The sequence below is a fragment of the Vallitaleaceae bacterium 9-2 genome (assembly GCA_038396585.1).
Lineage (GTDB): Bacteria > Bacillota > Clostridia > Lachnospirales > Vallitaleaceae > UBA1351.
Genome location: CP121691.1, coordinates 3,025,977 through 3,038,488 on the forward strand (window position 1 = coordinate 3,025,977; position 12,512 = coordinate 3,038,488).

Genomic DNA, 12,512 nt, shown 5'->3' on the forward strand with positions numbered 1-12,512 from the left:
CCACTTTCGACAAAAACTTATTTCTTTTTAATAAAGTACTTTTTTTTCTTACGTTTTGACCGCTCGTTGACTTGACTCCAAAAATAATCTGAGTTCAAGTTTTCGTTACGGCAATATTGGTTAATTTGATGATACTCTCGAATTCTATCCATAATTTTCTCCCTTTTATGCAAAGGCACTAAACTGTGCCATGTACAAATCATAATAATGACCTTTTTCTTTTAATAGTTGCTCATGACTTCCCGATTCTTTGATTCCTTGTTCATTAATCACAAAAATCCGGTCAGCCTTTTGAATTGTTGATAGGCGATGGGCAATAATAAATGATGTTCTTCCTTTGAGTAACGATTCAATTCCTTTTTGCACCAAGCGCTCTGTTGTCGTGTCAATACTTGATGTCGCCTCGTCAAGTATAAGTATTTTGGGCTTTGCAATCATCGTACGTGCAAAGGCAATTAACTGGCGTTGTCCGACAGATAACTTCGACCCTTTTTCATTGATAACAGTGTCATAACCTTCCTCCAGCTTCATAATAAATGCATGTGCATGCACAGCCTTTGCTGCCTCAATAACTTCTTCATCCGTTGCATCTAATTTTCCGTAGCGAATATTTTCGCGAAGACTTCCTGAGAATAAGAAAGTATCTTGCGTCATAATCCCCATTTGGCTTCGAAGACTTTCAACTGTTACCTGCTTGATATCGTATCCATCAATAAAAATCTGTCCGGAATCGATATCATAAAACCGGCAAATCAAGTTAACAATCGTCGACTTCCCACCACCGGTAGGTCCGACAAGTGCAATGGTTTCCCCTTCTTTAACATGAAAGGACAAGTCCTTAAGCACCTCAACCTCTTGATCATATGCAAACGTTACATTGTCAAATCGTACATCCCCTTGAATAGTTGGTAACCATACAGCTTCTTTGGCATCTACAAGGTCAGGTTCAATGTCAAGGATTTCAAAAATACGTTCTGCACCTGCAATATTGGTAATCAATTGATTATAAAAGTTACTTAAGTTCATAATTGGATTCCAAAACATCGAAATATAAGAGATAAACGCAACCAACAACCCAACGGTGATCTCTCCCGTATCTAACAAGCTCACACCCAAGTAGAAGACCAACACGGTACCTACGCCCCAGCTCATCTCAACCATCGGCCAAAACATATCGTTTAACTTGACCGCATGCATGAACCCATGTTTAATATCTGCAAGCAATGTATGAAAGGTTTTACTTGTCTGCTCTTCTGCCGTAAAGCTTTGGACAACGCGAATACCTGAGAATGCTTCATGAGTAAATGCATTCATATTTGCATTTTTCTTTCGCATTGCCTGCCAGCGTTTATGCGCTCGCACCTCAACAAACCACATTCCTACGATTAAAAACGGAAGTAATGTAAGTGCTGTCAGTGCCAACTGTGCATGAAGAATCAGCATAATGATAAATACAACGATTACCGTTGCAAAATCAGGCAAAAGGGTAATAACACTGTTATTAAGAACATCTTTTAATGAATCCACATCTCCAATGACCCGTGCCAGTATTTTTCCTACTGGACGATGATCAAAAAAGTTAAAGGATAGCTTTTGAATATGTTCATACAACTCTTGGCGAATCTCCATAAGAACCTTATTGGATACTTGCCCCATAATTTGTGTTCTTTTTCGAATACATAACGCTGCAATGAGATTGATGACTACAGCAATACCTGCAACCATAATCAACCCTTTGAAATTTTTTGCAACAATGTAGTCATCGATTGACATTTTAATCAATAGTGGGTTGGCTGCCGTCACACTCAAAATGACAAGCATGAGTCCAAGTACTTTGATAATTTGTGCTTTATAATTTCGCATGTAAGAAAACAAGCGCTTAATTGTAACGATTTTTAATACATGTTTTGTCGTTTCATCTTCTCTAAAGTTATTAATTGGCATAAGCTACCTCTCCTTCATATTGTTCTATAAAGGTCTCGTAATATCGCCCTTTAAGTCCAAGCAAGTGTTGGTGGGTTCCTCGTTCGACAACCTTTCCTTCCTCAAGAACAATGATTTCATCCGCCTCTTTTACTGCTGAAATCCGATGCGCTACAATGATTTTAGTACGATTTTTCAACTGCTTGATTTCTTGCTGGATACGTAATTCCGTCTCCATATCAAGGGCAGATGTACTATCATCAAATACAAGAATTTCTGCATCTTTGGCTAGCGCTCTGGCAATGGATATTCTCTGTTTTTGTCCACCCGATAAGCCAATGCCTCGCTCTCCGATAACTGTACTATACGATCCATCCATACGTTCAATAAATTCATGGGCCTGGGCACTAATTGCTGATTTTGTCAGCACATCTTCTTGTGTTTTTTTCTGATCTCCAAATAGAATATTTTCTTCAATCGTATCACTAAACAAGAAGACTTCTTGCATAACTACTGAAATATGACTGCGCAGATTTCGCATCGCATAATCTTTGACATTCATTCCGTCAATTTTAACTTCGCCTGCACTTGTATCGTAAAAACGTGTCAAAAGGTTAATAATCGAACTTTTTCCGGAACCTGTTGCTCCCATAATTGCTAATGTTTCATTGGGTTTTACTGTGAAGCTTACATCATCAAGGACTGTTTTCTCTCCAAGTTTTAGTCCCACATGTTTAAATTCTACTTGCCCACTTATGCGCTCTAGCGTTTTAGCATTTGGGGCATTTTTGATTTCACTTTCACATTCAAATACATTGTTAATACGTTTGGATGATGCAATCGCTTCTGCAATAACATTGCTTAACCAGCCAATGTTGCGCATCGGCCACATAACCATCTGTGTGTAACCTGAAAACTTAACAAGTGTCCCTATGCTAAGTTCTTCTCCAATGACCAATGCACCTCCAAAGGTAATCACCAGCACCGGTAACAGATTACTGATAAATTCAATCTTTGGATAAAAAATACTCCAAATCTTTGCTTGTCTAAAATTTAAGTCATAATACCCTTGATTTTTTTCTAAGAACTTTTTTATTTCATATTTCTCTCTTGCAAAGGCTTTAACTAAACGAACGCCTGCGATATTCTCTTGTGCCGTTGAATTCATAAGTGCATTTTGCTCACTAATTTTCTCATATGTTTCACCAATGCTTCGCTCTAACTTCAGCGCCAGATATGCTAAAATCGGCAAGGTAATAAAAGCAATGATAGACAAACTTAAGCTAATACGCACCATCAATACGGTAGCTATGACTAGCGTAACAAACGATTCAATAACCAGCATCACACCAAAGCTTGTCGCATGCCATATTTTATCTGCATCTTCTTTAATTCGTGTCATCAACTCTCCTGTGTTTTTCGAATCAAAAAAGCTATAACTTAAGCTTTGAATATGATCAAAAATATCTTGTCTAAGTGCTGTGACAAAACGTACACTTCCATAGTCAAATAACATCTCTTTCGCATATCCCATGATCGCTCGCCCAATCGTTATGACAATTAATAGCATACTTAAATATTTAAATATCTCTTTGTCTCCTGCCACAATGACTTCATCAATGATTCGACCAGTAATGATTGGATTAAACATATCCATAAAGATACCAAAGCCCATGGCAAGGATGCCAAGCCCATATATCCATTTGTTTTGTTTTAAATACTTTAATAATCTCTTCATATTGCTACCTCCCTTTTATGTCTCTCTATGTAATGTGTCCTTCTTTAGCACATGCCTAAAGTAGGATGTTGCTCTAATATAAAAAACCATGAGCATCTGCCCATGGCTAAAAAAACGTCAAAAAAGCCATGGGTTTATACCCATGGCTCAATACATTCATATGCTTATCTATATATGGTTTACATCCATATACCGATTAATGTGTACCTAGTCTCTGACTTTATACACGACTACATAGACCAATGTTGAGGTAGGGTATATCTTGTTTCAAATTCACTGCAAGTTGCTTGTGTTCAATAATTAAGTTCTTCATTTTCCTACCTCCTTTTCTATAGTGTGTGTGTTATTTCCTTTTACAGAATATCATCATGTTTAATCCTTGTCAATCTTTTTTTGTAAAATATTTGCAAAAGGATTATTAAACGGTTCATTCTTTTGTTCACTTTTCTTTAAATAACGTTGAACTTCCTTCTTTGACATCGTTTTTTTACTCTTATCTTTTCTCGTGTTAAAGGCTGCTAATTTTTCTTTATATCCACAACGGCACACAAAGGTTTCTTGCCCTTTATCCCCCACCAGTTCCATCTTCTTATGGCACTGTGGGCATCTTGCATTCGTCGTCTTCGAAAGATTTTTTTTGTAACCGCATCCACGATCTTGACAGACTAGTTTTTTTCCATATTTATTCTTGATAACCAGAAGTTTCTGGCCACATTGTGGACAGCTTTCACTGGATAGGTTTTCATGCTTGAATTTTTTTTCGCTTTGCTTGATTTCACGTACGATTTGTTTTGTTAATTTTATGATATCATGAAGAAAATCTTGTGCGCTACGTTCACCTTTTGCAATGTGTTCTAAATCTTTTTCCCATTTTGCGGTAAGTTCTTTTGAACGGATGGCATCAGGCACCAAATCCAGGAGTTGTCGCCCTGTTTTGGTTGTACGTAAATATTTCCCTTGATGTTCCACATAGAAGTTACTTATTATCTTTTCGATAATATCACTACGGGTTGCTACTGTACCAAGTCCTGCCTGTTCCATCTCATGAAGCAAGTCTCCTTCCGTCAAGTAACTTGGCGGTTGAGTTTTGCCTTCACTTAATGTCACATAAACATTTGCTATTGTTTCTCCATCGGACCGCTTCAAAATATCTGGTGGATTTTGCATTATTGTTTTTTGTATTTTTTTCCACCCAAGATTAACGTCTACTTGAGTTTTACCTACAAAATGTGCATCACCGATAACTGCAACCAGTTCAATATCCATATATTCATAGGGTGCCATTAGCACTGCCAAGAATTTTTCTACAACAAGATTATATATTTTTGTTTCATAGTTATTAAATGCTGTATAATTTGGGCGTTCTTCCGTTGGGATAATCGCATGATGATCGCCAACTTTTTTATTATCTACATACGATGGATGCCCTTTTAACGGTCCACGTGCAATCTCTTTACATGCTTCTTTATACGGCGTTTGTCTGAGCGCACGCACGCGTTCATCCAATGTTCCCACAATGTCCGTTGTCAAGTACTTTGAATCTGTCCGAGGATACGTTAAGACCTTGTGTTTTTCATAAAGGCTCTGCATCGCATTTAATGTCTGCTTGGCAGACATATCATACAGTCGATTGGCATCCCGTTGAAGTAGGGTCAAATCGTACAAACCACTTGCATACGCTTTTTTATTTTTCTTGCGGATATGCTTAATCTTCACTTCTTTTGACTGACAGTTTTCTTTTAACTGTTTTGCTTTATCTTTACTAAAGATACGGCTTTGCTTTGTTTTTTCATCCATCCAACGACAAGTTATCCCGTCAATGGTGAACTCCAATTCATAAAAAGATTTGGGTACGAAGCTTTGTATCATTTGTTCACGTCCATACACCAAATCTAGTGCAGGCGTTTGCACCCGACCTAGAGATAGACTTGCATTATGCTTCATGGATAAGGCTTTTGTCCCATTTAAGCCTACAATCCAATCCGCTTTTGCACGTGCTTGTGCCGCTTCATATAGATTGTCATATTTGTGTCCATCCACCAATCGCTTAAAGCCTTCTTTGATCGCTTTGTCCGTTACTGATGAAATCCATAGACGTTGAATCGGTTTTTTTATGTGTGCATAATCAAGTACCCAACGTGCTACAAGTTCACCTTCTCGCCCTGCATCTGTTGCTATGACAATCGTCTTAACATCCGATCGCTCCATAAGTTTCTTCACTAGATAATATTGCTTTTTTGTCTGACTGATGACTTCTAGCTTAAACGGATTGGGAATTACCGGCAACCGTTCCATTGTCCATTGTTCAAAAGGCACACCATATTTTTCCGGTGATGCCAATGTGACTAAATGTCCCAACGCCCACGTAACGACATATCTATCATTTTCAAAAAATTTTCCACCTTTACTCTGGCAGCCAAGCGCTTCGGCAATACTTCTACCCACCGAAGGCTTTTCTGCAAATACAAGTGTTTTATTCATGTTATTCCATCCCAACTATGCATGTCTATGTGCATTTTTTTTAGCCAAGCGTTTTTCCTGTTTCGCCTGTCTTTTTGACAAATATTTCATGTGTCTATCATCAAATATTGTATACACAACTGGAATAAAAATCAAGGTTAATACCGAAGAAAGTATTAATCCCGAGATAACAACGGTTCCCATGGATGCTTGAAGTTCCGCTCCTTCTCCAATTCCTAAGGATAAAGGCACCAACCCAAGGATTGTTGTAAGGGATGTCATCATGATTGGACGTAATCGTATCGGTCCTGCATTAAGAATCGCTTCTTCGCGGCTTTCTCCTAAACTACGTCGGGTATTAATATAGTCAATTAGAACAATCGCGTTATTAACCACAATACCGGAAAGCATAATCAATCCAATAATCGAGGTTACATTAAGGGTTCGGTTAGTAATCAACAGTCCCAATAAGCCTCCTGCAAAAGCCAATGGTGTTGACATCATAATAATAAATGGCATCAACAGCGACTCAAATTGAGATGCGATAATCATATACACTAGAATGACCGCTAGAATTAATGCAAGGCCCAAATCACTAAATGCTTCAACCATCTCTTGGTTTTGTCCACCAAAGTCAACATTATAGTCACTTGGAAGATGTAGGGCTTCAATACGATCTCGAATGTCTTTTGATACTGAACCTAAATCCCTTTGATAGATATCTGCTGAAATGGTAATATAACGCGCTTGGTCACTTCGATTAATTGCAATCGCACTGACTTCTTCTGTAATGTCCGCAATCATTTCAAGAGGAACAGCTCCACCCATCGGTGAACTAATCTCTAGTTGTTTTAAATTTTCAATGCTCTCACCGTAGCGATTATCACCTTCAATAACCACATCAAGTTCTTCACCTTCAACTTTATATCGAGTCGCTACACGTCCGTCAAGCATTGCTTTTACTGCACTAGAGACTTGAGCCGTTGTAAGTCCAAATCTTGCTGCATCATCATCGCGCAAGCGAATAGCTACTTGAGTAATCGGATCATCCATACTACTGGATACATTTCGTGTTCCTTCAACTTTTTTGATTTCTTCAACAAGTTGATCGCCCACTTGCTTTAGTCCATCAAGGTCATCACCTTTAACCTGAATGGATATAGGACTTCCACCCGTCATCATCCCCATAGAGCTTAATGATTGAACGGTAAAAATAGCACCTGGAATGTCTGCAACGCGTCTTTCAACTTCATCAACAACATCAAACACGCTCTCATCACGATCTGCCAAAGGTACCAACACCCCATTAATCGTTCCTACATTTGCATCTGAACTTAGGAAACTATTTCCTGATGTTGTTGAAAAAAGATACTCTAAACTTTCAATATCCTTAATGCGTTCAACAACTTCCATCATCATGGCATCCGTTTCTTCGACTTTTGCCCCGGCTTCCAATTCAACACCTATGGTGAACATTCCTTCATCCGACTCTGGAATAAATTCCATTCCAATAAATGCTGTAGAAATAATACTGATTACAAAGGTAACAACAGCAATCATAACAACGCTTTTTTTATGTTTTAATGACCATGCTAATAATGATCGGTATTTTTGTTCGATTCCTTTATAAATCTTATCGGATCGGTCTAAAACTGCTCCAATAAATTTGAACCGTGTTACGTGATGCTCTCCTTCAAACTCATCAACAACTAAAAGTTTTGACGAAAGCATAGGAATCAATGTTATCGCAACAACAAGGGAAGATACTAAGGAAAATGTAACCGTCAATGCAAATTCTCTAAACATAATTGAGGTAACACCTTCAACAAAGACCATTGGCAAGAAAACTGCAATTGTTGTTAATGTAGATGCTGTTACTGCCATGGCAACTTCTGAAGCCCCTTTAATTGCTGCTTCTTTTTTCTCATAGCCTTCTTGAACAAATCGATATATATTTTCAAGAACAACAACGGAGTTATCGACCAGCATTCCGATTCCAAGGGCTAGTCCCCCAAGGGTCATAATATTCAACGTAATATCTGCAAAATAAAGCAAAATTGCTGTTGAAATAACCGATATCGGCATTGATAATCCAATAATCAATGTACTGCGGAAGCTTCGCAAAAAGATAAGAAGAATAATTACAGCCAAAATCCCACCAATAATTGCATTTTGCCCTACTTGGCTAATTGTATCTTTAATATACTCCGATTGGTCGAGAATAACTTTAAGATTATATGGGCTTGTCTCATCGAGTTGTTGAATTTCCTTTAGTACATCATTCGCAACGGCTACCGTGTTAACACCCGATTGTTTTTGGACGGCAACACTAACCGCTTCTTCTCCATTGACTTTGGTTATGGATTCCAAATCTTCTTGAGATAATTTTACATCCGCTACATCCGACAGACGTACAATCCCACCAGTTGGGGTTGTCAACGGAATGCGTTGAATTTCTTGAATGCTCTCAAACTCACCTACAGTTCGAAGTAAAAAGCTTTTATCTCCTTTACTCACTGTCCCTGCCGGTAGGTTAATGTTTTCTGCTGCCAGCATGCTTGCCAATGTATCAAGGCTGAGTCCATAAGCATCCATCTTTTGTGTATCTACTTTGACAGATACATATTCATTAAAGCCTCCAGAGACGCTAACGGATGCGACCCCTTGAACACGTTCAATTGCAGGTTTTACAACATCATCTGCATAAGTTTGTAGCGTAGCTACATCTGCTCCTGAAATCGACATCTGAATAATTGCTTCTGAGTTAACATCAATTTGCATAACCATCGGGTCACTAGCTCCATCAGGAAGCATCCCTTTAACCAAGTCGACTTTTTCACGTATATCTAGCGCTGCAAAATCCATGTCGGTCCCAAACTTAAATTGGATAACGACAATAGATGTTCCTTCCATGGTCATGGATTGAATTGTATCAATATTAGATACTGTTCCAACAGCCTCTTCAATGGGTCGTGTAACCAATGTCTCAATTTCTTCCGGTCCAACATTTGAGTAAGATGTACTTACAATGGCAACCGGTATCTCAATATTGGGAAAAAGGTCAATGGGAAGTCGTGTGGCTGAGACCATACCAAACAAAACAATCACAAGGATGAACATGACCGTAGTTACCGGTCGTTTTACAGCTATTGAGGAAACTTTCATTATTCATCCCCCCTTATCACGTTCAGCTCAGTCTCTTCATTAATAAGGCCTGCTCCTTTTGTGATGACTACATCTCCTTTTGATAAACCTTGAGTAATTTCAACTTCATATCCTGTATCAATACCGATTTGTACAGTTACAGGTTCTGCTTTATTTTCACTGACCAATCGGTAAACGACATATCCATCATCATGTTGCAATACAGCATCCGATGGTACTGTAAGCGCTTGTTCGCTTTTTTCATTAATGACTTTGATGGTTGCAAACATACCCGGTCGAATACGTCCATCATCGTTTTCTATGGTCACTTCAATCGGATAAAGACGCGTTGCACTGTTTGCTGATAAAGACACACCTGTAACCTCACCTGTAAAAGGCTCTTCATAGGATCCAACCATCACTTGAAGTTGATCGCCTTTATTTATTTTACTTACGGTTTCAGGTGTTACCGATGCAGTAACTTTAATCTGCATAAGGTCTTCAATCACAATCGCTGCTTGTTGATTGGTCGCCATTGCATTTTCTGTTAAATTAAGAGTAGTAATATATCCATCAATTGGTGCTGTCACTTCTAAATCATTTAAGGTATCAAGTGCTATCTGATAACCTTCTTGTGCCATATCAATTCCTACAGCTGCCTGACCATAAGATGCACTCGCTTGATTCTCTCCAAGTCTTGCCTGATTTAAGGCTTGTTCTGCTTGTTCTAATTGTTTTTTCAAAATTGTAAGTGACTCTGGAGATGCCTGCAACCGAATCTGTTCGTACTCGACTTCAGAGATAACCCCTTGTTCATAAAGCTCTTTGTTTTTTTCTAGATTATCTACAGCGAACTCATAGTTTTCTAAGTTCATTTCATAATTGCTTTTTGCAAGTTCATAGGCAAGCTCTGCAGTTTTTATACTTTCTCTAGCACTATTTATCCCCACATTGGCTTGCGCTGCTGCTGCACTTGCTTGGTCAACAGACAACTGAGCTTGTTTGACTTGATTTTCAACATCACTTGGGTCAAGGCTAAAAAGAACTTGTCCCTGTGTTACATAGTCGCCCACAGCAATGTGAATATTGTCAACATCTGCCGGAACAGGTGCCATGACAGGTACGGTTGCTTTTGCATAAGTACTTCCGATTAAGTCAATATAGGTTTCAACCTTTTGCGTCTTTGCCGCCTCTGCTTCAACGGTTACTGACTTAATGACGCTTTCTTCACTACCACCTTGATTGTTATCCATTACTCTTGGAATCACTATAATGCTAATGATTGCCAATACAACGAATATAGTTATTAATTTCTTCATCGCTTATCCTCCTAAATGTCTCGTTATTATCGCGCATGTCTCTTAACGTACGTATGATACTTTTAATGTTTAACTCTGTATGTTGAAACATGTTCTTCATGAAAGTGTAATCATCAACGGATTCTTCCAATATAACAAGAATACTCTCCACTATTGCAGCTGCCGTCGCCCTCAGGTAAATCTTTGTATCGACAAGGTCTTCTAATTCACTAAACTCCTTTTTCAAAAGAGCCTTGGCTTGCTGATGTACGTGTTCTACAAATACCTGCTTCACATTTTCATACTTAGTTCCTTCATTTCGTAAAAACAGTAAAAACAGTTCTTCCCGATAAATGACATGTGCATTGATAAGAATATCTAGAAGTTCTTGATTTAACAAAATATTCGCATCCAATAAAGGAAAATCAAAATCATCCATCGGTTTTTTTTCTTTTTCAAATAGCTCTACAACAGGTTGAACGAGTTCATCGAATAAACTTTCTTTGTTTGCGTAGTATCGATATAAATTCCCTGTTGACACATTCGCCACTCGACTGATTTCACGCATCGAAGTTTTAGCATACCCTGAGACCATAAAACATTGCTTTGCTGCCTGCTTAATATTGTCTCTAACTTCTTCTTTTAAGACTTGCATACAATAGTAAACCTCCGTTCATTATTCAACGTTATTTTAGTTTACCACCCCAAGGCATCGAATTCAATTAAAATTTTATTAAATGTAAATTAAAAAAAGTGGCTAAGCCACTTTTATTCTTCCTTACTCTTTTCCATTGTCCACTGATTTTCATTTGCATGAAGTTGCAATGTCAGCGCATTCACCGAATAATATATTTCTAACATCGCTACACCTAATGAGGCGGCAATAAAAATTAAACTCAACGCAAACATATACGTTGCAACATTATCGATATGAAGCAAGATTAAAAATATACTCACAACATTAATCAAAAAGCCTCCGATTGCAAGAATCTGCATATTCCGAATATATTTTAACCGTTTATGCATGACATGTATCTGTTGATATATGACTTGATTAGATTCACTCATATACTCCTGATGCAACGAACGAACCCGTTTTGATATTGCGATAAAGCGATTGGTATAGGCTAACATCAGAACAGATAGGGCTGGAAAAACAATGGCCGGCGTTGATATACTGATGGGTTCCATTCTATAACCTCCTTCACCTTTTCTATTTATTATAGGTTGATTCCACACAAAAAACAACCCTTGCTTGCTATTGACTAACCTAAAAATTCAACTTATAATTGGTAAATAAAGTTTTACTGCATTCTCGCACCACTCCATGATCGTATGAATAGAAAAGGTGAATAACATGATTGATATAAAAGCTATTGAAGAACACGTTCGAGGAATTCTCATCGCCCTTGGTGATAATCCTGACCGTGAAGGATTAATTGATACGCCAAAACGTGTTGCCAATATGTATGCCGAAGTCTTTGACGGTATGAACTACACGAATGATGAAATTGTAACTATGTTAAACAAAACATTTGACGAAGACTTAGACAGTGAAGCGATGAGTAAAGACATGGTTGTCATGAAGGATATTGAACTGTTTTCCTTTTGCGAACATCATCTGGCTCTGATGTATAATATGAAAGCCACTGTTGCTTACATGCCTAAAGATAATGTTATTGGACTAAGTAAGATTGCGCGTATCGTTGATATGGTTAGTCGACGACTTCAGCTGCAAGAACGCATCGGTGCCGATATCGCTGAAATCCTGCAAAAAATTACGGATTCTCCTGACGTTGCCGTCATCATAAAAGGTGAACATAGCTGCATGACCGCAAGGGGTATAAAAAAAGCCAATGCCAAGACAATAACAACCACTTTCAAAGGGCGTTTTAATACAGACGAATCACTTTATCTAAAGCTAATGTCAATTTATCAAAGCTAGTATA

The 12,512-nt window shown here is 38.2% G+C and carries 9 protein-coding genes; 1 reads left to right on the forward strand and 8 read right to left on the reverse strand.

The features are described from left to right. Window positions 1-17: 17 nt before the first annotated feature. From QBE53_13945 to QBE53_13980, 8 genes are all read right to left on the reverse strand, one after another. Window positions 18-152: a hypothetical protein gene (locus QBE53_13945; GenBank protein ID WZL80888.1), complete on the reverse strand. Its 135-nt coding sequence runs from the start codon at window positions 150-152 to the stop codon at window positions 18-20. 13 nt (window positions 153-165) lie between these two features. After that, window positions 166-1,944, reverse strand: coding sequence for an ABC transporter ATP-binding protein (locus QBE53_13950; GenBank protein ID WZL80889.1), 1,779 nt, complete (start codon window positions 1,942-1,944; stop codon window positions 166-168). Further along, complete coding sequence (locus QBE53_13955) at window positions 1,934-3,661, reverse strand: ABC transporter ATP-binding protein (protein ID WZL80890.1); 1,728 nt, start codon at window positions 3,659-3,661, stop codon at window positions 1,934-1,936. The genes QBE53_13950 and QBE53_13955 overlap by 11 nt, the downstream gene beginning before the upstream one ends. A 372-nt stretch (window positions 3,662-4,033) precedes the next feature. Continuing rightward, on the reverse strand, window positions 4,034-6,142 hold the full coding sequence (locus tag QBE53_13960; protein WZL80891.1) for a DNA topoisomerase 3: 2,109 nt from the start codon (window positions 6,140-6,142) through the stop codon (window positions 4,034-4,036). 15 nt (window positions 6,143-6,157) lie between these two features. Further along, complete coding sequence (locus QBE53_13965) at window positions 6,158-9,286, reverse strand: efflux RND transporter permease subunit (protein ID WZL80892.1); 3,129 nt, start codon at window positions 9,284-9,286, stop codon at window positions 6,158-6,160. Further along, entirely contained in the window at window positions 9,286-10,584 is a 1,299-nt protein-coding gene (locus QBE53_13970; GenBank protein WZL80893.1) for an efflux RND transporter periplasmic adaptor subunit, read from the reverse strand. Before QBE53_13970 ends, QBE53_13965 begins: the two co-directional genes overlap by 1 nt. Beyond that, the gene (locus QBE53_13975) at window positions 10,541-11,218 is read right to left on the reverse strand and encodes a TetR/AcrR family transcriptional regulator (protein WZL80894.1); all 678 of its coding nucleotides are present in this window, start codon (window positions 11,216-11,218) and stop codon (window positions 10,541-10,543) included. Before QBE53_13975 ends, QBE53_13970 begins: the two co-directional genes overlap by 44 nt. A gap of 113 nt (window positions 11,219-11,331) precedes the next feature. Beyond that, entirely contained in the window at window positions 11,332-11,754 is a 423-nt protein-coding gene (locus QBE53_13980) for a DUF2721 domain-containing protein (protein ID WZL80895.1), read from the reverse strand. 166 nt (window positions 11,755-11,920) lie between these two features. On the opposite strand from QBE53_13980, the gene folE reads away from it, so the two are divergent. Further along, the gene (folE, locus tag QBE53_13985) at window positions 11,921-12,508 is read left to right on the forward strand and encodes a GTP cyclohydrolase I FolE (protein ID WZL80896.1); all 588 of its coding nucleotides are present in this window, start codon (window positions 11,921-11,923) and stop codon (window positions 12,506-12,508) included. Window positions 12,509-12,512: the final 4 nt, after the last annotated feature.

Bases quoted from the DNA above. Each gene is read 5' to 3' on its own strand.
- QBE53_13945 (WZL80888.1), bottom strand. From the start codon at position 152: ATGGATAGAATTCGAGAGTATCATCAAATTAACCAATATTGCCGTAAC.
- QBE53_13950 (WZL80889.1), bottom strand. From the start codon at position 1,944: ATGCCAATTAATAACTTTAGAGAAGATGAAACGACAAAACATGTATTA.
- QBE53_13955 (WZL80890.1), bottom strand. From the start codon at position 3,661: ATGAAGAGATTATTAAAGTATTTAAAACAAAACAAATGGATATATGGG.
- QBE53_13960 (WZL80891.1), bottom strand. From the start codon at position 6,142: ATGAATAAAACACTTGTATTTGCAGAAAAGCCTTCGGTGGGTAGAAGT.
- QBE53_13965 (WZL80892.1), bottom strand. From the start codon at position 9,286: ATGAAAGTTTCCTCAATAGCTGTAAAACGACCGGTAACTACGGTCATG.
- QBE53_13970 (WZL80893.1), bottom strand. From the start codon at position 10,584: ATGAAGAAATTAATAACTATATTCGTTGTATTGGCAATCATTAGCATT.
- QBE53_13975 (WZL80894.1), bottom strand. From the start codon at position 11,218: ATGCAAGTCTTAAAAGAAGAAGTTAGAGACAATATTAAGCAGGCAGCA.
- QBE53_13980 (WZL80895.1), bottom strand. From the start codon at position 11,754: ATGGAACCCATCAGTATATCAACGCCGGCCATTGTTTTTCCAGCCCTA.
- folE (WZL80896.1), top strand. From the start codon at position 11,921: ATGATTGATATAAAAGCTATTGAAGAACACGTTCGAGGAATTCTCATC.